The sequence below is a fragment of the Pantoea sp. Seng genome (assembly GCF_009829935.1).
Classification (GTDB): domain Bacteria; phylum Pseudomonadota; class Gammaproteobacteria; order Enterobacterales; family Enterobacteriaceae; genus Pantoea; species Pantoea communis.
Genome location: NZ_SZZV01000005.1, coordinates 241,651 through 266,321, shown reverse-complemented (window position 1 = coordinate 266,321; position 24,671 = coordinate 241,651). Strand labels below are relative to the sequence as shown.

Sequence of the window (24,671 nt, the reverse complement as noted above, 5' to 3'; positions counted from 1 at the left end):
TAACATAGCGAATAGACGAGTGTGAAATGTTGACGTGCGTCACAAAGTTGCCGCTTGGCTGAATCGAGTAAGCTCAAGCGGACAATTTATGCGCAATGCAGGAATAATCGACAATTTGAAGAATAACCGCTTAGTCTTTGTTCTCACTGCATTTCACCTGCTGCCAGGCGGCTTCCATTTGATCCAGGGTCGCATCCTGCATCGCCAGTCCCTGCACGCTGATGATGGATTCAACCTGACGGAAGCGACGCTCAAATTTATCATTGGCTTTTTGTAAGGCGATTTCGGCTTTGCTGCCCAGATGGCGCGAAAGGTTGACGGTGGCAAACAGCAAATCGCCAATCTCCTCTTCCAGCTTGTCATTGTCGACCACCGCCTGCTGCGCTTCGTGCATCACTTCATCGATCTCTTCATGCACTTTATCCAGCACTGGCCCCAGGTTGTTCCAGTCGAATCCCACCGTGCTACAGCGCTTCTGGATTTTGTAAGCACGCATCAGTGCAGGCAAGGCTTTAGGAATGTCATCCAGCACCGAATGCTGTGACTTCTCTGCGCGCTCGCTGTGTTTGATCGCTTCCCAGTTTTTCAGTACTTCCTGCGTGGTGTCGGCCTGCACATCACCAAAGATGTGCGGATGACGGCGCTCCAGCTTGTCGCTAATCGCATTGCAGATGTCATCGAAGTTGAAACGCTGTTGCTCATCGGCCATTTGCGCGTAAAACACCACCTGAAACAGCAGATCGCCGAGTTCACCGCGCAGGTCATCAAAGTCCTCGCGCTGAATCGCATCGATCACTTCGTAGGTCTCTTCCAGCGTGTAAGGGGCGATGGAGGCGAAGGTCTGCTGACGATCCCACGGGCAGCCACGTTTCGGGTCGCGCAAGGTTTGCATGATGGTGAGCAGACGATTCAGGGCTGTCATGGGGAAATCCTTAGGGGTTAAAATGGAAAAGGTCGCCAAAATGGCGACCCTGAGGCGCACCGAAATCTGGTCGACGCGCAGAGCAACCTGGACGTGCCATTTCGGGCGTACAGTAAATGCCAGGCTGCCCTTTCATGGCGGCCTGGCCACATCAGTTCAGACGGCGTGCGTCGATGATATCCGGCACCTGATTAAGACGCGCCAGCACGCGACCCAGCACCTGCTGGTTGTAGATTTCGATATCCATATCAATGGTTGCCAACTGCTTTTTGGTGTCGCTGCGGCTGGAAACGCCCAGCACGTTAACCTTCTCATTCGCCAGAATGGTAGTGATATCGCGCAGTAACCCGCTGCGATCGTTGGCGGTGACGCGTACCACCAGCGAATAGCCGCTCGAATAATCTTCGCCCCACACCGCATCGACAATACGTTCCGGCGCATGGGAGATCAGTTCGCTTAACTGGTCACAGTCGGCTCGGTGAATGGAAATACCGCGCCCCTGGGTGATAAAGCCCACGATATCGTCACCCGGGATCGGCTGGCAGCAGCGCGCAATGTGGTGCAGCAGATTGCCCACGCCTTCCACCACCACGCGTCCACTTTCTCTGCGCGCAGATGAAGGCTGATGTGATTTTTGCGTCAGCTGGCGCAGCGCTTCACGATCTTCCTCTTCCGCACTCGGCTTATTGAGTTTGGCCTGCAGGAAGTTGACCATCTGATTGAGGCGAATATCGCCGCCGCCAATCATCGCCAACAGCTCATCCTGCGAGCTGACGTTATAACGCGGCAGCAGAATTTTTTCTGCATCGCGGAAACTGATATCCAGCTGGCTCAACTCGCTTTCAAGAATCTGGCGGCCAGCCAGAATGTTCTTGTCGCGATCTTGTTTGCGGAACCAGGCGTGAATTTTTGAACGGCCACGGCTGGTGGTGATATAGCCAAGGTTCGGGTTCAGCCAGTCGCGGCTCGGGTTCGGCTGCTTCTGGGTAATCACCTCAATCTGATCGCCCATCTGCAATTGATAGGTGAACGGCACAATGCGACCGCTGATTTTGGCACCAATGCAGCGATGTCCGATATCACTGTGAATGTGATAAGCGAAGTCCAGCGGTGTTGAGCCCGATGGCAGATCGACCACGTCGCCTTTCGGGGTAAACACGTACACCCGATCGTCAAATACCTGACTGCGCACCTCTTCCAGCATCTCGCCGGAATCCGCCATCTCTTCCTGCCAGGTAATCAGCTTACGCAGCCACGCAATGCGTTCCTCGTGCCCTGCCGCACCGCGCGCGTTACTGGAAGTCGGGCCTTCTTTGTACTTCCAGTGCGCGGCCACGCCCAACTCCGCATCTTCATGCATCTGGCGAGTACGAATCTGGATCTCTACCGTCTTGCCCTGCGGACCGAGCACCACGGTGTGAATGGATTGATAACCGTTGGGTTTTGGATTGGCAACGTAGTCGTCGAACTCGCTGGGAAGATGGCGATACAGTGTGTGCACGGTGCCTAACGCGCCGTAGCAATCCTGCAAACGTTCTGCCACGATGCGCACCGCGCGCACATCGAACAGCTCATCAAACGCCAGCGACTTTTTCTGCATCTTGCGCCAGATGCTGTAGATATGTTTCGGGCGACCATAGACTTCAGCACGCACGCCCTCCTTCTGCATCTCTGCACGTAAGTTACTCACGAAATTATCAATGTAACCTTCGCGGTCAATACGGCGTTCATGCAGCAGTTTGGCGATGCGTTTGTACTCATCGGGGTGCAGATAGCGGAAGCAGTAATCTTCCAGCTCCCATTTGAGCTGACCGATACCGAGACGATTGGCTAACGGCGCATAGATGTTGGTGCTCTCTTTGGCGGCGAGAACACGTTCGTCTTCTGGTGCATCCTTCATTTCACGCAGGTGGGCAATACGCTCTGCCAGCTTGATAACCACGCAGCGGAAATCTTCCACCATCGCCAGCAGCATGCGGCGCACGTTATCCACCTGCTCGGAGGCCATAGAATCATTGTGGATGGCTTTCAGCTGGCGGATCGCGTCCATATCGCGCACACCGTGTACCAGCGAGACAATGCCTTTGCCGAACGACTTTTCCAGCTCTTCTTCACTGACCACATCCGCGTTGGCCAGCGGGAACAGTAAGGCCGCGCGCAGGCTATCGTTGTCCATACTGAGCATGGTGAGTATTTCCACCATCTCAATACCGCGCCACAGCAGCAGAGCCTGATCTGGATGGTTGTGCGTTTCGGTTTCACAGTAGCGCCAGGTGTCCGCCAATCGCTGACAGGATTGCGGATTATTGATATTTAAACTGGCGATCCACTGGTCAAGGGCAAACTCCCCTTCCGTATTTAAATGCGCACTTCTAACCGCAACCATATCCTCTCCTGCCATAACGACGAAAACGCCGCTTATGCTTTGCTAAACAGCACCATGGACTCGAGATGACTGGTATGTGGGAACATATCCAGCATCGCGACCCTTTCCAAATGGTAGCCCGCCGACAGTAATGCCTGACTGTCGCGCGCAAGTGTTGTTGGGTTACAGGAAACATAGACCACGCGTTGCGGCGCAAGTTTAACGATATGCGACATCACACCCGCGGCCCCAGCACGTGCTGGATCCAGTAACACCTTGTTAAATCCCTGCGCTGCCCAAGGCTGGTGGGCAACGTCTTCCTCCAGGTTGTGCTGGAAAAAGCGGACATTTTTAAGATTATTCAGCTCAGCATTATACGCTGCCTGGTGGACTAATGCTGCAACACCCTCCACACCCACAGCATTTTGTACGAACTTTCCTACAGGCAAAGTGAAATTACCCATACCGCAAAACAGATCCAGCACCCGATCTTCGGGCTGTAAATCGAGCCATTCAATGGCTTTTGTCACCATCTGCTGATTCACGCCATCATTCACCTGGATGAAATCCTGCGGGCTGAAAGTCAGTTTCAAATCAAACGATTGGTAGAAAGGTGCGTAATCCCCCAGCGGCTGCAAATGCTCGCTGCCGTCCGCCAGATACAACATCAGCTGATGCTCATGCGAAAAGCGTTCCAGTTTTACACGATCGCCTGCGGACAATGCATCAAGATGACGCAGCACCATCACCGGGCCATTATCTGCCAGCACTAACTCGACATGCCCCAGTCGCCGTGCGGCCTGTAAGCTGCTAAGACACTGGTGCAACGGCTGCAGTAACGCTTCAAGCTCGGGCACCAAAATGGGGCATTGAGTTATTTCAACCAAATCGTTGCTGGCCGCCTGGCGGAACCCCATTTGTAAACGCTGCTGTTTAGGCTGCCATTGCAGTCCCAGACGGGCGCGACGGCGATAGCCCCAGGTGTTGCCGCTGATGATCTCATTCACCTGCACCGGCAAAGGCGCATCCCGGCTCAACATTCGGCTCAGCGCACGTGCTTTACTGTCCTCCTGTAACGCGATCGCGGCATGCTGTTGCTGGCAGCCACCACACACGCCAAAGTGCACACAGCGCGGTTTTTCCCGCTGTGCGCTTGGCTGCATAATCTTTTTGGCTTTGGCCCGCGAGAACTGACGTTTATCTTCCACGACCATAACTTCGGCCTGTTCACCCGGCAGTGCGCCGCTGACAAACATCGCTTTGCCATTATGGCGCGCAACACCTTGTCCAAAGGGGTCAAGGTCTTCGATAGTGACGGTAATACGCTGCTTTGTCGCCACACGCTGTTTTGCGGAGTAAAATTGCGCCATAGTGTTGTGAATTCTCTAAATTAATGGGGTGTGCCATCGCAAGCGGATTGTGCACAGGGATATCAATGCCAGGAGTTGCCAGGCCACAATTATGACCAAATATAGCCTGCGGGCGCGAATGATGATTTTGATACTGGCGCCAACGTTAATGATTGGTCTGCTGCTCAGTACCTTCTTCGTGGTGCACCGTTATAACGAATTACAACATCAGGTGCGCGATGCCGGATCGAACATTATCGAACCGCTGGCAGTCTCCAGCGAATACGGCATGACCTGGCACAATCGTGATGCGATTCGCGAGCTGGTCAGCCTGCTGCATCGTCGTCATTCCGATATTGTCCGTGCCATTACCGTTTTCGACAACAACAATCACATCTACGTCACTTCGAACAACAACCAAAATCTGGCGTTGTTGCAGAAAGAAGACATCTCGACGCTGGAAGATGGTGTCTCCGTCGAGCGCCACGGCAATTTGATGGTGCTGCGAACCCCGATTATCTCCGAACGCTATTCCGTAGACGAACTGCCCGGAGAAGATGCCAAACCGGCGGGTAATCCGTTGGGGTATGTGGCTATTGAACTCGATCTGCAATCGGTGCGGCTGGAGCAGTACAAAGAGGTGTTTGTGGCCACTTTGCTCTTACTGTTTTGTTTGTGCATCGCCATGCTGTTTGCCTATCGTCTGATGCGCGACGTCACCGGGCCAATTCGTAACATGGTTTCCACCGTGGACCGCATTCGTCGCGGCCAACTCGACAGCCGCGTTGATGGCTACATGCTGGGCGAACTCAGCATCCTGAAAAACGGCATCAATGCCATGGCGATGTCGCTCACCGCTTATCACGAAGAGATGCAGCAGAATATCGATCAGGCCACCTACGATCTGCGTGAAACCCTGGAGCAGCTGGAGATTCAAAACGTCGAGCTGGATTTGGCGAAGAAGCGCGCGCAGGAAGCGGCGCGTATTAAATCAGAATTTCTCGCCAATATGTCGCATGAGTTACGAACACCGCTCAACGGAGTGATTGGCTTTACCCGTCAGATGCTGAAAACCGGACTGAGCACCAACCAACGCGATTATATGAGCACCATTGAACGCTCGGCCAATAACCTGCTGAGCATCATCAACGATGTGCTGGATTTCTCAAAGCTCGAAGCCGGCAAACTGGTGCTGGAATCGATCCCCTTCCCGCTGCGCGCCACGCTGGATGAAACGCTGGTGCTGCTGGCACCTTCGGCACATGACAAAGGACTCGAGATCACCGTTTGTCTGGAAAAACAGGTGCCGGATAATGTGATTGGCGATCCGCTACGTTTACAGCAGATCATGATTAACCTGATTGGTAATGCCATTAAGTTTACTGAGCAGGGGCACATCGATTTGCGTGTTGAGCTGCGTAGCCTGAGCACCACGCGCGTTGAACTGGAAATTCAGGTACACGACACCGGCATTGGCATTTCTGAGCAGCAACAGTCACAGCTGTTCCAGGCGTTTCGTCAGGCCGATGCGAGTATTTCCCGCCGCCACGGCGGCACTGGTTTGGGTCTGGTGATCACGCAAAAACTGGTGTCGGAGATGGGCGGAGAGATCGCGTTCCACAGCCGTCAGAATCAGGGATCCACTTTCTGGGTGCACGTTCATCTCGATCTCAATCCCAACGCGCCGCCCATTCCGCGTATGCTGGAAGATCTGCGCGCCATCCCGTTAGCCTATATCGAACCCCATGCGGCGGTGGCGAAAGCGGTGCAGGAGATGCTTAGCATCACGCCGCTGCAGGTTCAGCATTTCACTTCACTGGAAGCGCTGCCGGATACCCGCTTCCCGCTGTTGTTGATGGGATTGCCGGTGAACGATCCTCACCCCGCCACGCTGCCGGATGCTTTAATTCAACGGCTGCGCGCCCATGCCGATTCGGTACTGCTGGCGCTGCCCAGCGAGATGATGCTGTTCGCCGACGATTTGCGCGCACGAGGCATCGCCGGCTGTATCGCCAAACCCGTCTCACTGACGCGCTTGTTGCCGATGCTGCTGGATTTGCACAGTTTGCATAACGATGCCTTACCGCACAGTACCCGCCAGCCGCTGACGGTGATGGCGGTGGATGACAATCCTGCCAATCTGAAGTTAATCGGTGCGCTGCTGGAGGAGCAGGTTCAGCACATCATTCTGTGCGACAACGCGGAACAGGCTATCCGCCAGGCGCGTTTACACAAGCTGGATGTGATTTTGATGGATATCCAGATGCCGGATATCGATGGCATTCGCGCCAGTGAAATTATCCGTAGCCTGCCGCTGCATGCCAATACCCCGATTGTCGCGGTGACCGCGCATGCGCTGGATGGCGAGCGCCAGCAGCTGATTGGCGCCGGGATGAATGATTATCTGGCGAAGCCGATAGACGAAGGCAAACTGAGCCAGCTGTTGCAGCGCTATGCCCCGAACCCCACGGCGGCACCCACACTACTGCCGGATGTTGCGCCATCGCTCGACTGGGCGCTGGCACTGCGTCAGGCCGCCAACAAACCGGATCTGGCGCGCGATCTGCTGCAGATGCTGCTGGATTTCCTGCCGGAGGTGGAAGCGCGCGTGGAGGGTTCCATGGCCAGTAACGATGTTAATGGCCTACGCGAGATCATCCATAAGCTGCACGGCAGTGCCAGCTACAGCGGCGTGCCCCGACTGAAACAGCTGTGTCAGCAGCTGGAAAAGAGCCTGCATCAGGAGAGTGATATCGAAGCGCTGGAGCCGGAATTGCTGGAGTTGAGTGATGAGATGGCGAACGTGGCGCGTGAGGCCAGGAAAGTGTTGGGCGTGGGATAACGGAACGTTTCATGCCCTCTCTTAAGCACAAGAGAGCGCTAATCGAGCATGGTTAAAGAATGACTCGTCGTCTCAATCATCGCCACCAACGGTCCCCTCGCCCGATAACGGGAGAGGGTTAGGATGAGAGGGGCGCGCCTGTAAGGCCTGCCCCACATTGTTCGCTGCCACGACATTGCGCGCGATCAGCCGCATCTATAAGGCCTGCCCCACCTTGATTGTTGCCGCCACATTGCGCGCGGTCAGTCGCACATTCTGCGCCGCATTGGCTAACGCATCCTCCAGTGAGCCAATGCTAAACAACACGCTGAATACCGCATCCAGCCCGTGCTGATGCACCACGCCAACATCTGCGGTTAAACTGCCCGCAATGCCAATCACCGGCTTGTTAAACTGCTTTGCCACCTTCGCCACACCAATCGGCACTTTGCCGTTAATGGTCTGGCTATCAATACGCCCTTCGCCGGTAATCACCAGATCGGCATCCTGCACCTGATCCGCTAACGCAAGGGCTTCCGTGACGATCTCAATACCGCGACGTAGCTCGGCCTGGCAAAACGCATGCAGTGCCGCGCCCATGCCCCCCGCCGCACCGCCGCCCGCAATGTGCAGCACATCAATGTCTAAATCGCGATGGATAATCTCAGCGTAATGCGCCAGCGCTTTATCCAGCTGCTGCACCAGTTCCGGCGTGGCCCCTTTTTGAGGACCAAAAATCGCCGAAGCCCCCTCTTCACCGGTCAGGGGATTAGTGACATCGCAGGCCACTTCAATGCGGCACTGCTGAATACGTTTATCCAGCTGATCGATTTCAATCCGCGCCAGCTGCGGCAGTGCGCCGCCGCCAAAGGCAATCTCATTGCCCTGCTGGTCCAGCAAGCGAGCGCCCAGCGCCTGCATCATGCCGGATCCCCCATCGTTGGTGGCGCTGCCGCCAATGCCAATAATGATGTGGTCAACACCGCGATCGAGCGCGTTTTTAATCAGCTCGCCAGTGCCATAAGAGTTGGTGATCAACGGGTCACGCTGCGCGGCCGGCACCAATTCCAGGCCGCTGGCTGCCGCCATTTCAATAAAGGCGCTGCGCTCATCACCCGATAATCCATAAAATGCCTCAACCGGCGCGCCGAGCGGTCCGGTCACGGTCAATCTGACAATACTTCCCTGCGTCGCCGCCACCATGGCTTCTACCGTGCCTTCGCCACCGTCGGCGACCGGTATTTTCACGTATTCGGCGTCGGGAAAAATTTCGCTAAATCCCGCTTCAATCGCCGCAGCCACTTCCAGTGCGGACAAACTCTCTTTATATGAATCCGGTGCGATGACAATTTTCATAGGCAATCCGAGCGCGATGGATGACGGAGTTCCGTCCTGCTAATGCAGTAAGCTGCCCGGCATCCGCAGACACCGGACAGGCAAACTACCGGGTGATCTCGACCTGAGCTAATTTTTCATAATAGCAAGCCAGTGCACTATGGTCAGATGTGCCCTTGCCGTCGACTTTCAGCGCTTGCATCATTTCCATCACCGCAGCCGTCAGCGGCAGATGCGCGCCAATGCCGTGTGAAGTGTCCAGCGCATTCGCCAAATCCTTGATGTGCAAGTCGATGCGGAAGCCTGGCTTGAAGTTACGATCCAGCACCATCGGCGCTTTGGCATCGAGTACCGTGCTGCCTGCCAGCCCACCACGAATCGCCTGATAAACCAGTTCTGGGTTCACACCGGCTTTGGTTGCCAGCGACAGCGCTTCGGACATCGCCGCGATGTTCAGCGCCACAATCACCTGGTTTGCCAACTTAGTGACGTTACCTGCACCGATATCGCCGGTGTGCACCACCGAACCGGCCATGGCTTTCATGATGTCATAGCACTGGTCGAATACCGCTTTATCGCCGCCAACCATCACAGACAGCGTGCCCTCAATCGCTTTTGGCTCGCCGCCGCTGACCGGTGCATCCAGCATCTTGATGCCTTTTTCTGCCAGCGCATCGTGCACTTCACGGCTGGCCAGCGGCGCAATCGAACTCATGTCGATCACAATCAGTCCTGGCTTCGCACCTTCGATAATCCCGTTGGCGCCGAGGCAAACCTCTTTCACCTGCGGTGAGTTCGGCACCATGGTGATCACCACATCAACCTGTTCGGCGACCTCTTTTGGCGTTTTCGCCACGGTAGCGCCCAGCTCCACCAGCTCGGCTTCATTGCTGACGTTGTGGTCACGTACCACCAGTGAATAACCGGCTTTCACCAGGTTTTTACTCATCGGTTTGCCCATAATACCGAGGCCGATAAATCCAATTTTCATTGCCTTTCCTCTTCGTCAGTTATTTCTTAAATTTGTCACACAGCGCCTGCGTGGCGTTGCGGAAAACACCGAGATCGCTGCCCACGGCAACGAATGTGGCGCCCCATTCGAGATAACGGCGCGCGTCGGCTTCCACCGGCGCCAGAATGCCGCTTGGCTTGCCCGCCGCTTTGGCACGTTCAAAGATGTGTTTGATTACTTTCAGCACTTCAGGATGTGCAGGCTGACCGAGATAGCCCATCGCCGCCGAGAGATCGCCCGGTCCGACAAAAATGCCATCCACGCCGTCAACGGCAGCAATCGCATCGATGTTATCCACCGCCTGCTGCGTTTCGATCTGCACCAGCACTGTGATGTTGTCATTGATGGTGGCGTTGTAATCCGGCAGCGTGCCGTACATATTGCTGCGATGCGAAACCGACACGCCGCGAATGCCCGCTGGCGGATAACGCGTTGACGCCACGGCGCGAATCGCCTCTTCCTCGGTCTCCACAAACGGCACCAGGAAGTTGTAGAAACCGATATCCAGCAGGCGTTTGATGATGATGGGTTCGTTGCACGGCGGACGCACCACCGGCGCACTGTGGCTGCCCTTCAGCGCCATCAACTGCGGGATAAAGGTGGTGATGTCGTTGGGCGCGTGTTCGCCATCCAGCACCAGCCAGTCAAAACCCGCCAGACCCAGAACTTCGGTGGAAATCGGGCTGGCAAGTGCGCACCAGCTACCAATCAGGGTTTCCCCTGCCTGCAAACGGCGACGAAAGTGGTTCGGCCAGGCATTGCTCATTGTCTTTACTCCTGTCTGTTACAACAGGCGCCCGCACGGGGCGCCGGAAACATTAGCGCACCAGGCACGGACGCTTGTTATCGAAGGTCCAGTTCGGCACGAGGTACTGCATCGCCTGCGCATCGTCGCGCGCGCCCAAACCGTGTTTCTGATACAGCGCATTGGCCTGCATGACCTGATCCATATCCAGCTCGACACCAAGACCCGGTTTTTGCGGTACCTGTACCATGCCGCCCTTGATCTGGAACGGCTCTTTGGTCAGGCGCTGATTGCCCTCCTGCCAGATCCAGTGAGTATCGATGGCGGTAATCGCGCCCGGCGCGGCAGCGGCCACGTGGGTGAACATCGCCAGCGAAATATCGAAGTGGTTGTTAGAGTGCGAACCCCAGGTCAGGCCGAAGTCATGACACATCTGCGCCACGCGCACTGAACCTTGCATGGTCCAGAAGTGTGGATCCGCCAGCGGGATATCCACCGATTGCAGCGACAGCGTGTGGCCCATTTGGCGCCAGTCGGTGGCGATCATGTTGGTGGCGGTCGGCAAACCGGTTGCGCGACGGAATTCCGCCATCACTTCGCGGCCGGAATAACCCTGCTCGGCCCCGCATGGATCTTCTGCGTAAGCCAGCACGCCTTTGAGTTGTTTACCGAGCAGAATTGCCTCGTTCAGCGACCAGGCACCGTTGGGATCGAGGGTAACGCGTGCCTGCGGGAAGCGTTTAGCCAGCGCCGTGACCGCTTCGGCCTCTTCGCCACCGCGCAGCACGCCGCCTTTCAGTTTGAAATCGTTGAAGCCATATTTTTCATAGGCAGCTTCCGCCAGTCGCACCACGGTATCCGGCGTCAGTGCCTCTTCATGACGCAGACGATACCAGTCGCACTTGTCTGTTTCCTGGCTCTGATAAGGCAGCGACGTTTTCTTGCGGTCGCCGACGTAGAACAGATACCCAAGCATCTCCACGCGGTCACGCTGTTGGCCATCGCCGAGCAGCGAGGCAACGTTGACGCCCAGGTGTTGACCGAGCAGATCCAGCAGCGCCGCTTCAATGCCAGTCACCACATGGATGGTGGTACGCAGGTCGAAGGTCTGATTGCCGCGTCCGCTGGAATCGCGGTCGGCAAAAGTACTGCGAACCAGGTTAAGGATGTTTTTGTACTCACCCACGGTCTTTTGCACCACCAGCGCCGCCGCATCTTCCAGCGTCTGACGAATTTTCTCACCGCCGGGAATTTCACCCACGCCGGTGTGGCCCGCGTTATCCTTGATAATGACGATGTTACGGGTGAAGAACGGTGAATGGGCGCCGCTCAGATTCAGCAACATGCTGTCGTGACCGGCCACCGGAATGACCTGCAGCGATGTGATTTTTGGTGTCTGACTCATTTCCTGCTCCTTATGCATGACGGCGACCGAAGGCCGGACGCTTACGGTCGAATGACCAACCGGGAACCAGATACTGCATCGCCGTGGCGTCGTTACGCGCACCTGCCGGCAGAGATTTGTAGAGGGCATTGGCTTGATGCAGACGATCCCAATCCAGCTCGACGCCGAGGCCGGGCTTATCCGGTACGGCAATCTTGCCGTTGCGGATTTGCAGCGGCTCTTTGGTGAGGCGCTGATCGCCTTCCTGCCAAATCCAGTGGGTATCGATAGCCGTCGGTTTGCCCGGTGCGGCAGCGCCAACGTGGGTAAACATCGCCAGCGAAATATCGAAGTGGTTGTTAGAGTGGCAACCCCAGGTTGAGCCCCAGTCGTCGCACAGTTGCGCCACGCGCACCGCACCGCTCAGCGTCCAGAAGTGCGGATCGGCCAGCGGGATATCGACTGAGTTGAGCATCACCGCGTGATTCATCTCGCGCCAGTTGGTGGCAATCATATTGGTGGCGACCGGCAAGCCGGTGGCACGGCGGAACTCCGCCATCACTTCACGGCCGGAATAGCCCTGTTCGGCACCGCATGGATCTTCAGCATAGGTCAGCACCTCGCCCATGCCTTTGCACAAGCCAATCGCTTCATCCAGCGTCCAGGCGCCGTTGGGATCAACGGTGATACGCGCATCCGGGAAACGCTTTTTCAGCGCGGCCGCGGATTCCATCTCCTGCTCGCCCGGCAATACGCCGCCTTTCAATTTGAAATCTTTGAAACCGTATTTGTCCTGTGCCGCTTCCGCCAGGCGCACCACCGCATCTGGCGTCAGTGCTTCCTGATGACGCAGGTGATACCAGTCATGGCTGGCGCCTTCGCCCGTCAGATACGGTAAATCGGTTTTGCGACGATCGCCGAGATAGAACAGATAACCGAGCACGGTGACTTCATCACGCTGTTGTCCCGGACCGAGCAACTCGGCTACCGGTACGCCCAGACATTGACCCAGCAAATCCAGCAGTGCCGCTTCCAGCGCCGCCACCGCATTGACACGCAGTTCGAAGGTCCAGGCCCCTTTACCAAAGGTATCGAAATCCGCCGACTGATTGCCTTTGTGCACCTGCTGCACCAGGCGGTTCATGCGCGCCACCTGCTGGCCTTTGACCTGTGGAATTGCCTCCACCAGCGTTTGGTAGATCGTTTCGCCACCCGGCGCTTCACCGACGCCGGTATGACCATCACTGTCGGTCAGTACCACAATGTTGCGGGTGAAGCAGGCGCTGTGCGCTCCACCAATGTTCAGCAACATGCTGTCGTAACCGGCAACCGGAATCACCTGCATATCGGTGATCACCGGGCTACTTTGCGTATTCATAGTTCGTCCTTATGCTCGGTGTTTCAGTTCGATACGTTTGATATCACCCGTGATGAACAGGAAGCTAAACGCAGCGACGAAGGCGTGGATCCCGACATAAATCAGCGCTCCTTCGAAAGAGCCAGAAGCGGCGATGATGTAACCGATAGCAATCGGCGTCACGATGCCGGAGAAGTTGCCGAACATGTTGAACAAGCCACCGCTCAATCCACTGATCTCTTTCGGTGCGGTATCCGCCATCACTGCCCAGCCCAGCGCACCAATACCTTTGCCGAAGAACGCCAGCGCCATAAATAGCACCACTACCCACTCAGTTTCGGTGTAGTTACACATCACCATGCTGATAGAGAGCAGCATGCCAACCACGATGGGAGTCTTACGTGCAACGTTCAGCGAACCAGTTTTGCGCATCAGGTAATCGGAAATCACGCCACCTAACACACCACCGAGGAAGCCACAGATGGCCGGAATCGAGGCGATCATGCCCGCTTTAAGAATCGACATGCCGCGCGCCTGCACCAGATACACCGGGAACCAGGTAATAAAGAAGTAGGTCAGCGCGTTAACGCAATATTGTCCGAGATAGATACCCCACATCATGCGGGTCGAAAGCAGCTGTTTGATTTGATACCACTTCTCATCCCAGCTCACTTTGCGGTCGGCTTTTTTGGCATCCATGTTGATCAACGCGCCGCCCTGCTCCATGTACTCCAGCTCAGCTTTGTTCACACCCGGATGGTTGTTCGGATCGTGCATGAACTTCAGCCAGACGAAGCTGAGGATGATGCCCAGTCCGCCCATAAACCAGAACACGTGCGCCCAGCCCACTTCAGCCACCAGCCAGCCCATAATCGGGGCGAAGATCACCGTGGCGAAATACTGCGCCGAGTTGAAAATGGCGACGGCGGTACCACGCTCTTGTGCCGGGAACCAGGCTGCCACAATGCGGCTGTTACCGGGGAAGGACGGAGCCTCCGCCAGACCCACCAGAAAGCGCAGCAGGAACAGAGAGATGATGATGCCAAAGCCACTGAACAGATCGACAAAGCCTTGCAGCAGGGTAAACAGCGACCAGAGGAAAATACTCCAGAAGTAAACGCGTTTTGAGCCAAAGCGGTCGAGCAGCCAGCCGCCAGGTATTTGTCCAATAACGTAAGCCCATGAGAAGGCGGAGAAGATATATCCCAGACCGACCGAATCGAGGCCGATATCTTTAGACATCGCGGAACCGGCAATCGAGATGGTTGCACGGTCACCGTAGTTGAATGATGTGACGATAAATAACATCACCACAATCCAGTAACGGGCGTTGGTGCGTTTTTGCACCGCTTCCGCTGTCTGGCTGAAACTATTCATGATGCACTCCTGAAATATAGCGAACGCTACATTCACTCTGACTGCATACACATCGCGTTGGGTATCAGAATGATGTCGGGTTAAACACGGCGATTGTTGTTATGGCAAAACGATGATGCGTCGTGACGAATAACCAAACGTTGAAGAACGAGAATCAGTATAGGAACAGCCCAACCACGAGGCATTGGAAGAACGCATGATGATGAACATTGATTCATGCTGATTTTATGGCAATTGCACATATCCCTGCGGCGTAGCTCACGGAACCTGATTTTTCACCCATAGATTGATTAAGAAGCAGCCAGCCAACGTGCGCTTTGTGAGTCTGTTCACTTGTATTTGGATAAACGAACCAAACTCAGGTAATAAAACCCTAAAAAGCCAGTCAGTTGCACAATGCGCAGGCCAATACCCCTGCATATACTGAGGCTGGCAAAAAATGATGACGTGACGGAAGTATTTACAACGCGCTGCCATGTACAGCGCGACGAACTGGAAGGTGAGCAATGAACCGACCGCTAACAGAGAAACCGCTTTATATAAAAGTACACGACGCCGACAACGTGGCGATCGTGGTGAATCATCAGGGTTTGCCTGCGGGTACCCGCTTTGAGGATGGCCTGCAGCTCACCGAACACGTGCCGCAAGGACATAAAGTGGCGCTGGTGGACATTCCTCAAAACGGCGTCATCCTGCGCTACGGCGAAGTGATTGGCACCGCCTTGCGCCCGATTGCGCAAGGGAGCTGGATTGAAGAATCTCTGGTGGCGCTACCCGAAGCGCCTCCGCTCAACAGTTTGCCACTGGCGAACAATGTGCCCCCCACTCTGCCACCGCTCGAAGGATACACCTTTGAGGGTTATCGCAACGCCGATGGCAGCGTAGGAACACGCAATCTGCTCGGTATCACCACCAGCGTGCACTGTGTCGCTGGCGTCGTGGATTACGTGGTGCAAATGATCGAGCGCGATCTGCTGCCACGCTATCCCAACGTTGATGGTGTAGTGGCACTGAATCATCTTTATGGCTGTGGTGTGGCGATCAATGCGCCCGCTGCGGTGGTGCCGATTCGCACTATCCATAACCTCGCGCTGAACCCCAATTTTGGGGGCGAAGTGATGATTGTCAGTCTCGGCTGCGAGAAATTGCAGCCGGAGCGTCTGCTGACCGGCACGCCGGATGTGCAGGCCATCTCGCTGGATGATCATGACATTGTGCGTTTGCAGGATGAACGGCATGTTGGTTTCGGCGCGATGGTGGATGAGATCCTTCAGGTCGCCGAACGCCATCTGAAAAAACTGAATTTGCGCCAGCGCGAGACCTGCCCGGCATCAGAACTGGTGATTGGCACGCAGTGCGGCGGCAGCGATGCATTTTCCGGCGTGACGGCCAATCCGGCAGTCGGCTTTGCTTCTGATTTGCTGGTGCGCTGCGGCGCCACCGTGATGTTCTCCGAGGTCACCGAAGTACGCGATGCAATACATCTGCTGACGCCGCGCGTGGTCGATGAAAATGTGGGTAAACGCCTACTGGAAGAGATGGCGTGGTATGACGATTATCTTAGCCAGGGCCAAACCGACCGCAGCGCCAATCCCTCGCCGGGTAATAAGAAAGGCGGGCTGGCGAACGTGGTGGAGAAAGCGCTGGGATCGATTGCCAAATCAGGACGCAGTCCGATTGTAGAAGTGCTGTCACCAGGGCAGCGCCCAACAAAGCGCGGTTTGATCTATGCAGCGACACCGGCCAGTGATTTTGTCTGCGGCACCCAGCAGATGGCCTCGGGCATTACCTTGCAGGTGTTCACCACCGGTCGTGGCACACCCTACGGTTTGGCTGCGATTCCGGTGATTAAAATGGCGACGCGCAATGCCCTGGCTGAACGCTGGCACGATTTGATGGATATTAATGCAGGCACCATTGCGACGGGTGAAGAGAGTATCGAGCAGGTGGGCTGGCGGTTGTTTGAGTTGATACTGGAGATTGCCAGTGGTCGCAAACAAACCTGGTCTGATCGCTGGGGCATTCGCAATCAGCTGGCGGTGTTTAATCCGGCGCCGGTGACCTGAGTGCGATCTCACCCTCTCCCAACAAGGGAGAGGATGCAATCTGGCGCGCCTGAAACATCATCATCTTATTTTCAGGCCGTTCAGATTGCCGCTTGCCAAAGACGAAGCGAAGGCAGAATTACAGCAGCTTACCCCAGCTCTCAACCCAAGGCGTGGTCACTGACTCAGGCTCAGGATCTTCAGTGGCATCCACCAGCAGCACATCACCGATGCGTTTGGCACTTTGCTCCTGCAAGGTGGCATCAAAAGTTTTACCCGCGCCGCAGAAGTTCTCATAGCTGCTATCACCCAGTGCAATCACGCCGTAGCGAAGCTCTGGTTGATAACCCACTTCATCGCGTATCTGCACATACAAGCGGGCAATATTGTCCGGGAAGTCGCCCTGGCCGGTGGTGGAGGTGACAATCAGAATGACCTCCTTGCTGTAAGCCTGCCAATCCGCCAGTGACGCATCCTCAAAAACTTTCACTTCGTGGCCCTGCGCTTCCAGTACCGGCTGCGCTTCTTCCGCCACCAGCAATGCATTGCCGTAAACCGTACCTGTAAAAATGCCAATCTTTGCCATCTTGCCGCTCCTTTATTCTGTTGGCTTATCCTGGACTGCCTCGTCGGCAAACTCAACCCTGGGAACCTCAGGGATCTGATGCTGCCAGCCAAAATGTTCCAGCATGCCTTGCCAGACGCGATCGAGCCCGGCGCGAATCACCAGAGGTTCTCCGGTGACCGGATGCGTCAGACTCAGCGCACTGGCATGCAGCATCAATCGATTCATACCAAAGTGCTCTGCTGCCCCCCGATTCTGCCGCAAATCACCATGGGCGCTATCGCCAATAATCGGGTGGCGCAGATGCACCATATGGCGGCGAAGCTGATGTTTACGGCCGGTATGCGGCGACATCTCCACCAGGGTATAACGCGCGCTGTTGTAGCGACTGATCGCCACGGGCATCTCTACCTGCGCCAGTGAGCGATAATCAGTGACGGCAGGCTGCGCGGTACGTTCCTGAGTGGCGAACTTATCGGCAATCTTATCCAGCTCTTCGACCAACGGATAATCGAGCGTCGCGCTGCCATCCAGCCAACCGCGCACCACTGCGTGATAGGTCTTCTGCATTTTATGCTGCTCGAACTGATGTGACAGTAGATGCGCCACTTCGCTGGAGAGCGCCATTAACAGTACGCCGGAGGTGGGGCGATCGAGGCGATGCACAGTAAATACGTGCTGACCAATTTGATCGCGTACCGTTTGCATCACCACCACTTTTTCGTCGCGATCGAGCCAGCTACGATGCACCAGCCAGCCGGACGGTTTGTTGACGGCGACCAGCCATTCATCTTGATAAAGGATTTCCAGCATTAAGGGGTCGGATCCTGAAAAAGCGCGTCGAACTGGCCCAATGTCAGCAACAGGACCGCATGGCCTGGCGTGGTCGCAGGTAACGCGACTTCATAATAAGGCGTCACAGAGAAATTTTGCGGCAGTGGCGCGCCGGCTTCGATTAGCGCATGGAAACGTGGAATGAGTACCCACTGCAGCCACTCCAGCGGCTCCATGGTATTGAGACAAAAAGGCTCGGTGCTGGCGAAGGCTGCCACCTCAGGGGATTGCGTCTGCCAGTGGCCGTGTTCGCGCATCACCGCTTCGATTTGCTGCAGCTGTTGAATAACCATTTGCGACGACATACGCCACCTCCAGAGAAAAATTGGGCGGCAAGCATACCACTAGTCGTTCAACGTGCAAAAAAGGCATAAAAAAAGGGAGCACTGTGATTACAGTGCTCCCGGTTTCGTTCGCAGCATTCCCGCCACCGCTGTGCTCCCTGCTCATCCATGACAACTCTTCCTCTGCTTTCCATTGCCTGTCATCGTGACAGTTATCCTTAGCATCCTGGCCCACCACCATCCACGTGGCTCTCATTCTCCGTCCTGGAGGTGTCCCTGACTCAGTCCTGAGTGTCCTGCTTCATCCTGAAGCCTTCCATGTGCCGTAAACTCCGTTACGTTCCTGCCTACTGGCTGACATTCTCCTGAACGTCTCTTCATCCCCAGCATCCTGCCAGTGGTGACTATTCTGTCAGAAACCATCGTAATAACAAGTTAGTAAGACGCGTTAATAGATTTCTCACACTACTAATTTTAGGAGTGATGCCATAACCTTATGATTCACAATATTTTTACATCTTTGCTTTCCGGATGGCTGCAAGATGATCTAGCGATCTCTCACACCTGATGTGAGAGATCTCTTACAAACCTAACCTGTGAAATCTGCTAATTAGGCTTTAACCGGTTGTAAATCATTAAGAAATGTCTGAATACTTGCCGCCAGCACCTGGCGCTTTTTACTACCAGGCTGTTCCAGAATCACTTCACCGGAAAGATTACACAGAGCAATCACATCCTGCTCCGATTCAGTAGTCGCAATAAATAATGTTGGACTCTGTTTTAACCGGCGCTTCATGACCAGATGGCCAATCAGATTCTCCTGCAAGCGGGTAAAGTCTGATTCGCTCCACACCTGTAACAACGTTATCGGCTGCTGTTGAAAGGTTGCGGTCATATCGCCGGCAAACTGCGAGGTGTAAAAAGCACTGATTTCCGATTGCAACTGAATATCCAGTGCCCGCTCGACGGCTTCCAGCGTGGCTGGCAAGGTGAAGGGCTGTGGTTGCCACAGCACACAATCATCCAGCGTGCTGACAATACAAGGGGATGGCACACCCAGCAGATCCGAACTGGCGGGCAGATGTCCAGCCTGCTGCTGCCAATGTTGCACATAACGGGCGGTAAACTCACGCAGGGCATCTGCGGTTTGCTGCATCATTCTTCTTCTCGCTTGTGATCGGTTACACTTAGCCACTTTGATGGAATTTAGTGGTAACCGATATGTCTTCTGAAAACCGCGATCAGGCGTTAAGCGGCCTGACGTTAGGTAAGCCCACGGCTTATGTTGATCGCTACGATAACACGCTGCTGCAATCGGTGCCGCGCAGCCTGAATCGCGAACCGCTGGGGCTCTACCCGGATAATCTGCCGTTCCAGGGCGCAGATATCTGGACGCTGTACGAACTCTCCTGGCTCAACAGCAAAGGCGTGCCGCAGGTGGCGGTAGGCGAAGTGGTACTGCGCGCGGACAGCGAAAACCTGATCGAGTCCAAGAGCTTTAAGCTCTATCTTAACAGTTTTAACCAGACGCGTTTCGCTGACTGGGGCGAAGTGCGCCAGACACTCGAGCGCGATTTGCGTGCCTGCGCCAATGGCGAGGTCAGCGTGGCGCTGTTCCGTCTGGGCGAAGTGGAAGGACAGCCGATCGGCCATTTCAATGGCGATGTCATTGACGAGCAGGATATCGAGATTCACGACTATGCTTTTAACGCCGATTATTTAGTGCAGGCTGCGGGCAGTGAAGTGGTGGAAGAAACGCTGGTGAGCCATTTGCTGAAATCCAACTGTCTGATCACCCATCAGCCCGATTGGGGCTCTGTGATGATTCGCTACAAAGGCCCACGTATCGATCGTGAAGCCCTGCTGCGTTACCTGATCTCATTCCGTCAGCACAATGAATTCCATGAACAGTGCGTTGAGCGCATTTTCAACGACATTCAACGCTTTTGCCGACCAGAAGCCCTCACTGTTTATGCACGTTATACGCGCCGTGGAGGACTGGATATTAATCCGTGGCGCAGCAACGTCCCCTTCTCTCCCGGGTTTTCCCGCCTGGTCCGTCAGTAACAGATTGCGAGACGCCTCGCAGGCCGCAGCACGGATGCGTGGTTCCACTTGAGCATTCACTGCGTACAACGTTACTCTGTCAAAGGCGCTAAGGTCTAAACCTGCGCCCCGAAGGATTTTCGTCACTGCGTTCAGCAAGTTAAGCGCAGCGTCACCCGCCACGCATTTGCGTGTAAAGGAGTTCTCTTGATTACACATATCAGCCCGCTTGGCTCAATGGATCTGCTCTCCCAGTTGGAAGTCGACATGCTGAAGCAAACGGCCAGCAGCGACCTTTACCAGCTTTTTCGCAACTGCTCACTCGCAGTGCTCAACTCCGGCAGCCAGACCGACAGTAGTCAGGAACTGCTCTCCCGTTTTGAAAATTTCGACATCAACGTGCTGCGCCGTGAGCGCGGCGTCAAACTCGAACTGATTAATCCTCCGGAAGAAGCCTTTGTTGATGGCCGTATTATTCGCTCATTGCAGGCCAACCTGTTTGCCGTGTTGCGCGATATTCTGTTTGTGAATGGCCAGCTTGAGCGCAGCGATCAGAAAAACGCTGATGATTCCGCTCACATCACGAATCAGGTGTTTTCGATTCTGCGTAACGCGCGTGCGCTGCACATTGGCGAATATCCCAACACCGTGGTGTGCTGGGGTGGTCACTCGATTAACGCGGTGGAGTATCAGTATTGCCGCAATGTCGGTACGCAAATGGGCCTGCGTGAACTTAACATCTGCACTGGCTGCGGGCCAGGCGTGATGGAAGCGCCGATGAAAGGCGCCGCGGTGGGTCATGCCCAGCAGCGTTATCATGACAGCCGTTTCATTGGTCTGACCGAACCGTCGATTATCGCGGCTGAGCCACCGAATCCGCTGGTGAATGAACTGATCATCATGCCGGATATCGAAAAACGCCTTGAAGCCTTTGTGCGTATTGCCCATGGCATCGTGATTTTCCCAGGCGGCGTCGGTACGGCAGAAGAGCTGCTGTATCTGCTGGGCATTCTGATGAATCCCCATAACAGCGATCAGGTGTTGCCGCTGATTCTGACCGGCCCGAAAGAGAGCGCCGACTACTTCCGCGTTCTGGATGATTTCATTGTTAATACGCTGGGTGAAACCGCGCGTAAGCACTACAAGATCATCATTGATGATGCTGCTGAAGTAGCGCGTCTGATGAAGAAAGCCATGCCGCAGGTGAAAGAGTATCGCCGCGAAACTGGCGATGCCTACAGCTTTAACTGGTCAATCCGCATCGCGCCAGAGTTGCAGGTGCCGTTTGTTCCAACACACGAAAACATGGCCAATCTGAAACTGTTCCCGAACCAGCCTGCCGAGAAACTGGCCGCTGATTTGCGTCGCGCCTTCTCAGGTATCGTGGCAGGAAACGTGAAGGAAGTGGGCATCCGCGAAATTCGTGAAAAAGGTCCGTACAAACTGCACGGCGACGCCGACATCATGCATCGCATGGATGAACTGCTGCAGGGCTTCGTCGCACAACAACGTATGAAACTGCCGGGCAGCGCCTACATCCCCTGCTACGAAATCATTAAATAACCCACCAGGAAGGCAGCCTGCGGGCTGCCGCTATCATTATGTCGTTTCATCTTCTGATTATTGATGCTCTAAACCTGATCCGCCGTTTGCATGCGGTGCAAGGCACGCCCTGCCGCGAAGCCTGCGTCGCCGCGCTGCATCAGCTTTTAGGCCACACGCAACCGACGCACGTCGTGGCGGTATTCGATAGCCACGATCGTCACCCTGGCTGGCGGCATCAGCTGCTGCCCGATTACAAAGCGGGCCGCCCACCGATGCCGGATGATTTGCAGACGGAGATGCCCGTTATCCAGCAGGCCTTCGAGGCAGTCGGCGTGCGTTGCTGGGTCGCCGATCTCGATGAAGCTGACGATCTCGCTGCCACGCTGGCGGTGAAAATGGCCGATGCCGGACATCAGGCAACTATCGTCTCCACCGACAAAGGTTATTGCCAGCTTTTAGCGCCGAATATCCGCATCCGTGATTATTTCCAGAAACGCTGGCTGGACGTGCCTTTCATCGAGCACGAGTTTGGCGTAACGCCCGCGCAATTACCCGATTACTGGGGACTGTGCGGCATTAGCAGCAGCAAAATCCCCGGCGTTACCGGCATTGGCCCCAAAAGCGCCCGCGATTTACTCACGCAGTTCGGCACCCTTGAAGCTCTTTATCAGCAGTTCGATCAGGTTCCGGAAAAGTGGCAAAAGAAATTGCGCGACCACCAGCAGATAGCTGAGATTTGCCGCCAGGTCTCAACGTTAAAACGCGATTTGGTTCTGCAGGGGAATTTAAATACGTTGCGGTATAAGCCGTGAATGGCAGGTGCAGCGCCCTCTGCCACATAAACACGCGAATCTCTTGATAGGTGATAGGTGATTGGTGATTGGTGATTGGTGATTGGTGATTGGTGCAAAAAATTGCACTGCGACGAACTTAACCCGAGAGATCCTGCGAAATAATTTGTGCTACAGCAAGGCGGCAAGTGCGAGAGTCCCCGGGAGCATACGCCAGTATGTGACCGGGGCGAACAAGCGCAGCCAACGCCGCTGTAGTGCAAAGTATGAAGCAGGATCGGCAAGTTTATTAAGTCCCCAGAGACATACATCAGTATGTGACTGGGGCGTATAAACGTAGCCAACGCACCTGTGGCGCGAAGTATGACGGGAAATTTAGCGTTCGTCGCGACGGCCGCCTACAGCCGCCCAAAGCCGGCGCACATGTACAGTAATCTCTTCCCGATCGTGATACAGCTGGCGCGCCTGAATCTGGGCATTCACGCCCTTCTCTTTCAATGCCGCATCCATCATGGCCAGATTTTGCGTCACTTCTTCATAACGCTTTTTCATCGGCAGCTTGAGGTTGAAAATCGCCTCACGGCACCAGCCGTTGACCAGCCACTCCGTCATCAAACTGGCGACGCGAACGGGTTTTTCCACCATGTCACACACCAGCCAACTAATGTTATTGCGCGATGGGCGGTATTTGAAACCGTCTTCACGGCAGTGCGTGACTTGCCCGGTATCCATGAGGCTGGGCGCCATCGGGCCGTTATCTACGGCGTACACCCACATGCTGCGTTTAACCAGCTGATAGGTCCAGCCGCCAGGACACGCGCCAAGATCCACGGCATACATGCCGCTGCCCAGGCGCTCATCCCACTCATCGGCCGGGATGAAGACGTGAAACGCCTCTTCCAGCTTCAGCGTTGAACGGCTTGGCGCATCCGACGGGAACTTGAGGCGCGGGATGCCCATATAGAATGGTGAGTTGTTCTCTGGCAGCGAGTAACCGACATAGCAGGTACCCGGTGCAATAAAGAACACATGCACCACCGGGCGTTTCGGCGATTCGTAGTTGAGCAGGATTTTGCTCTCACGCAGGCTGGCGCGCAGCGGTACGGTTAACTTACGACAGAACCTGGTCAGTTCTTTCGCTTCATTGGTATCCGGCACTTCGACACGCAGCTCGCCGCCCTTCTCCACCACACCGGTTAGCATGCCGACAATCGGGGTAATACGATCTTCTGGCGGCAAATCGCGCAGCAGTTCACCCACCACCAGCATCTGACGGGCAAAAATCAGCTCGGCAAACGGCAGCGTTTGAATCAGCTTTTCGGCATCTTCCTGCTGATAGCACTCATAGAGCACGTAACCAGAATCATCTTTGACACGGGCAAAACCGTAAACTTCACGTTCAGCGGCTTTGGCGCTGATCTCTGCCGCACACTCTTTCTCAAAGCCAGGACGGCAATAGAGTAAAACTTTATTCATGGCGATCCGCCTTTCGTTTAAGACGCAATGCGCCAATCAACATCAAGAACCAGCCAATCAGGAAGAACAACCCTCCCACTGGCGTAACAAAAACCCAAAACTTCAAGTGCGACAACGCTAAACAATACAGGCTGCCACTGAACAACACGGTGCCAAGCGCCAGCGCAGCGCTGCTCCAGTAAAACCAGATATTGGCGCGACGCAGCATGGCCGCACCCAGACCGATCACCGCTAATGTGTGATAGGCCTGATATTCAAGACCGGTGTGGATCCACGCCATTTCCGCCGGGCCGAGCGATTTGCTCAGCACGTGTGCCCCAAAAGCACCAAAGGCCACCAGCAGGAATCCGCTAATGGCGGCAAACACAAACATGGCACGACTGGACATTCATTGTTCCTCAGGATGACACTGCACATC

General features: G+C 55.3%; 20 protein-coding genes. 5 read left to right on the top strand and 15 right to left on the bottom strand.

Translation table 11 applies throughout. From position 1 onward, the window contains the following. Nucleotides 1-130 precede the first annotated feature (130 nt). The 3 genes from mazG to rlmD form a co-directional block, all read right to left on the bottom strand. Nucleotides 131-922: a nucleoside triphosphate pyrophosphohydrolase gene (mazG, locus tag FD737_RS07210; protein ID WP_160833107.1), complete on the bottom strand. Its 792-nt coding sequence runs from the start codon at nucleotides 920-922 to the stop codon at nucleotides 131-133. 151 nt (nucleotides 923-1,073) lie between these two features. Continuing rightward, nucleotides 1,074-3,308: a GTP diphosphokinase gene (gene relA, locus FD737_RS07205; RefSeq protein ID WP_034823050.1), complete on the bottom strand. Its 2,235-nt coding sequence runs from the start codon at nucleotides 3,306-3,308 to the stop codon at nucleotides 1,074-1,076. A gap of 32 nt (nucleotides 3,309-3,340) precedes the next feature. Further along, on the bottom strand, nucleotides 3,341-4,657 hold the full coding sequence (rlmD, locus tag FD737_RS07200; protein WP_160833106.1) for a 23S rRNA (uracil(1939)-C(5))-methyltransferase RlmD: 1,317 nt from the start codon (nucleotides 4,655-4,657) through the stop codon (nucleotides 3,341-3,343). A gap of 91 nt (nucleotides 4,658-4,748) precedes the next feature. On the opposite strand from rlmD, the gene barA reads away from it, so the two are divergent. Beyond that, a complete protein-coding gene (gene barA / locus FD737_RS07195; protein WP_160833105.1) occupies nucleotides 4,749-7,478 on the top strand; it encodes a two-component sensor histidine kinase BarA in 2,730 nt (909 codons plus the stop codon). Nucleotides 7,479-7,673: 195 nt separating this feature from the next. Here barA and FD737_RS07190 read toward each other — a convergent pair whose 3' ends face one another. The 6 genes from FD737_RS07190 to FD737_RS07165 form a co-directional block, all read right to left on the bottom strand. Beyond that, nucleotides 7,674-8,813 (bottom strand): glycerate kinase, encoded by a 1,140-nt coding sequence (locus tag FD737_RS07190; RefSeq protein WP_097117970.1) that lies wholly within the window; start codon nucleotides 8,811-8,813, stop codon nucleotides 7,674-7,676. A gap of 85 nt (nucleotides 8,814-8,898) precedes the next feature. After that, nucleotides 8,899-9,783, bottom strand: a complete 885-nt coding sequence (gene garR / locus FD737_RS07185) for a 2-hydroxy-3-oxopropionate reductase (RefSeq protein ID WP_034823058.1) — start codon at nucleotides 9,781-9,783, stop codon at nucleotides 8,899-8,901. Nucleotides 9,784-9,802: 19 nt separating this feature from the next. Further along, nucleotides 9,803-10,570: a 2-dehydro-3-deoxyglucarate aldolase gene (gene garL, locus FD737_RS07180; RefSeq protein ID WP_097117971.1), complete on the bottom strand. Its 768-nt coding sequence runs from the start codon at nucleotides 10,568-10,570 to the stop codon at nucleotides 9,803-9,805. Between the two features lie 52 nt (nucleotides 10,571-10,622). Further along, on the bottom strand, nucleotides 10,623-11,954 hold the full coding sequence (gene gudD / locus FD737_RS07175; protein WP_058961510.1) for a glucarate dehydratase: 1,332 nt from the start codon (nucleotides 11,952-11,954) through the stop codon (nucleotides 10,623-10,625). 10 nt (nucleotides 11,955-11,964) lie between these two features. Beyond that, a complete protein-coding gene (locus FD737_RS07170; protein ID WP_160833104.1) occupies nucleotides 11,965-13,311 on the bottom strand; it encodes an enolase C-terminal domain-like protein in 1,347 nt (448 codons plus the stop codon). Nucleotides 13,312-13,320: 9 nt separating this feature from the next. Then, nucleotides 13,321-14,667, bottom strand: coding sequence for an MFS transporter (locus tag FD737_RS07165; protein WP_160833103.1), 1,347 nt, complete (start codon nucleotides 14,665-14,667; stop codon nucleotides 13,321-13,323). A 506-nt stretch (nucleotides 14,668-15,173) separates the two neighbouring features. Here FD737_RS07165 and garD point away from each other — a divergent pair. Continuing rightward, on the top strand, nucleotides 15,174-16,733 hold the full coding sequence (garD, locus tag FD737_RS07160; RefSeq protein ID WP_160833102.1) for a galactarate dehydratase: 1,560 nt from the start codon (nucleotides 15,174-15,176) through the stop codon (nucleotides 16,731-16,733). 118 nt (nucleotides 16,734-16,851) lie between these two features. Here garD and FD737_RS07155 read toward each other — a convergent pair whose 3' ends face one another. The 4 genes from FD737_RS07155 to syd all read right to left on the bottom strand — a co-directional run bounded on the left by FD737_RS07155 (nucleotide 16,852) and on the right by syd (nucleotide 19,554). Beyond that, nucleotides 16,852-17,298, bottom strand: coding sequence for a flavodoxin (locus tag FD737_RS07155; RefSeq protein ID WP_034823070.1), 447 nt, complete (start codon nucleotides 17,296-17,298; stop codon nucleotides 16,852-16,854). A gap of 12 nt (nucleotides 17,299-17,310) precedes the next feature. Then, nucleotides 17,311-18,090 carry a tRNA pseudouridine(65) synthase TruC gene (gene truC / locus FD737_RS07150; protein WP_160833101.1) on the bottom strand — a complete coding sequence of 260 codons (780 nt, stop codon included), beginning with the start codon at nucleotides 18,088-18,090 and terminating at the stop codon, nucleotides 17,311-17,313. Continuing rightward, the gene (locus tag FD737_RS07145; protein WP_097117977.1) at nucleotides 18,090-18,416 is read right to left on the bottom strand and encodes a YqcC family protein; all 327 of its coding nucleotides are present in this window, start codon (nucleotides 18,414-18,416) and stop codon (nucleotides 18,090-18,092) included. Before FD737_RS07145 ends, truC begins: the two co-directional genes overlap by 1 nt. A gap of 589 nt (nucleotides 18,417-19,005) precedes the next feature. Further along, nucleotides 19,006-19,554, bottom strand: a complete 549-nt coding sequence (syd, locus tag FD737_RS07140) for a SecY-interacting protein (RefSeq protein ID WP_058961517.1) — start codon at nucleotides 19,552-19,554, stop codon at nucleotides 19,006-19,008. Nucleotides 19,555-19,616: 62 nt separating this feature from the next. Here syd and queF point away from each other — a divergent pair, with 62 nt between their 5' ends. From queF to xni, 3 genes are all read left to right on the top strand, one after another. Continuing rightward, the gene (gene queF, locus FD737_RS07135; RefSeq protein WP_160833100.1) at nucleotides 19,617-20,462 is read left to right on the top strand and encodes an NADPH-dependent 7-cyano-7-deazaguanine reductase QueF; all 846 of its coding nucleotides are present in this window, start codon (nucleotides 19,617-19,619) and stop codon (nucleotides 20,460-20,462) included. Between the two features lie 186 nt (nucleotides 20,463-20,648). Next, the gene (gene ppnN, locus FD737_RS07130; RefSeq protein WP_034823077.1) at nucleotides 20,649-22,004 is read left to right on the top strand and encodes a nucleotide 5'-monophosphate nucleosidase PpnN; all 1,356 of its coding nucleotides are present in this window, start codon (nucleotides 20,649-20,651) and stop codon (nucleotides 22,002-22,004) included. Between the two features lie 38 nt (nucleotides 22,005-22,042). Further along, complete coding sequence (xni, locus tag FD737_RS07125; RefSeq protein ID WP_058961520.1) at nucleotides 22,043-22,798, top strand: flap endonuclease Xni; 756 nt, start codon at nucleotides 22,043-22,045, stop codon at nucleotides 22,796-22,798. A gap of 354 nt (nucleotides 22,799-23,152) precedes the next feature. On the opposite strand, the gene rlmM is transcribed toward xni, so the two are convergent. Together rlmM and FD737_RS07115 are read right to left on the bottom strand one after the other, a co-directional pair. Next, complete coding sequence (rlmM, locus tag FD737_RS07120) at nucleotides 23,153-24,253, bottom strand: 23S rRNA (cytidine(2498)-2'-O)-methyltransferase RlmM (RefSeq protein ID WP_097117981.1); 1,101 nt, start codon at nucleotides 24,251-24,253, stop codon at nucleotides 23,153-23,155. Further along, nucleotides 24,246-24,641, bottom strand: coding sequence for a DUF423 domain-containing protein (locus FD737_RS07115; RefSeq protein ID WP_034823080.1), 396 nt, complete (start codon nucleotides 24,639-24,641; stop codon nucleotides 24,246-24,248). The genes rlmM and FD737_RS07115 overlap by 8 nt, the downstream gene beginning before the upstream one ends. Nucleotides 24,642-24,671 lie beyond the last annotated feature (30 nt).

Coding starts and splice junctions, on each gene's coding strand:
- FD737_RS07145 (WP_097117977.1), bottom strand. CDS start 18,416: ATGTCGTCGCAAATGGTTATTCAACAGCTGCAGCAAATCGAAGCGGTG.
- syd (WP_058961517.1), bottom strand. CDS start 19,554: ATGATGCAGCAAACCGCAGATGCCCTGCGTGAGTTTACCGCCCGTTAT.
- FD737_RS07155 (WP_034823070.1), bottom strand. CDS start 17,298: ATGGCAAAGATTGGCATTTTTACAGGTACGGTTTACGGCAATGCATTG.
- queF (WP_160833100.1), top strand. CDS start 19,617: ATGTCTTCTGAAAACCGCGATCAGGCGTTAAGCGGCCTGACGTTAGGT.
- truC (WP_160833101.1), bottom strand. CDS start 18,090: ATGCTGGAAATCCTTTATCAAGATGAATGGCTGGTCGCCGTCAACAAA.
- rlmM (WP_097117981.1), bottom strand. CDS start 24,253: ATGAATAAAGTTTTACTCTATTGCCGTCCTGGCTTTGAGAAAGAGTGT.
- FD737_RS07170 (WP_160833104.1), bottom strand. CDS start 13,311: ATGAATACGCAAAGTAGCCCGGTGATCACCGATATGCAGGTGATTCCG.
- barA (WP_160833105.1), top strand. CDS start 4,749: ATGACCAAATATAGCCTGCGGGCGCGAATGATGATTTTGATACTGGCG.
- mazG (WP_160833107.1), bottom strand. CDS start 922: ATGACAGCCCTGAATCGTCTGCTCACCATCATGCAAACCTTGCGCGAC.
- FD737_RS07190 (WP_097117970.1), bottom strand. CDS start 8,813: ATGAAAATTGTCATCGCACCGGATTCATATAAAGAGAGTTTGTCCGCA.
- FD737_RS07165 (WP_160833103.1), bottom strand. CDS start 14,667: ATGAATAGTTTCAGCCAGACAGCGGAAGCGGTGCAAAAACGCACCAAC.
- garR (WP_034823058.1), bottom strand. CDS start 9,783: ATGAAAATTGGATTTATCGGCCTCGGTATTATGGGCAAACCGATGAGT.
- garD (WP_160833102.1), top strand. CDS start 15,174: ATGAACCGACCGCTAACAGAGAAACCGCTTTATATAAAAGTACACGAC.
- xni (WP_058961520.1), top strand. CDS start 22,043: ATGTCGTTTCATCTTCTGATTATTGATGCTCTAAACCTGATCCGCCGT.
- garL (WP_097117971.1), bottom strand. CDS start 10,570: ATGAGCAATGCCTGGCCGAACCACTTTCGTCGCCGTTTGCAGGCAGGG.
- FD737_RS07115 (WP_034823080.1), bottom strand. CDS start 24,641: ATGTCCAGTCGTGCCATGTTTGTGTTTGCCGCCATTAGCGGATTCCTG.
- relA (WP_034823050.1), bottom strand. CDS start 3,308: ATGGTTGCGGTTAGAAGTGCGCATTTAAATACGGAAGGGGAGTTTGCC.
- rlmD (WP_160833106.1), bottom strand. CDS start 4,657: ATGGCGCAATTTTACTCCGCAAAACAGCGTGTGGCGACAAAGCAGCGT.
- gudD (WP_058961510.1), bottom strand. CDS start 11,954: ATGAGTCAGACACCAAAAATCACATCGCTGCAGGTCATTCCGGTGGCC.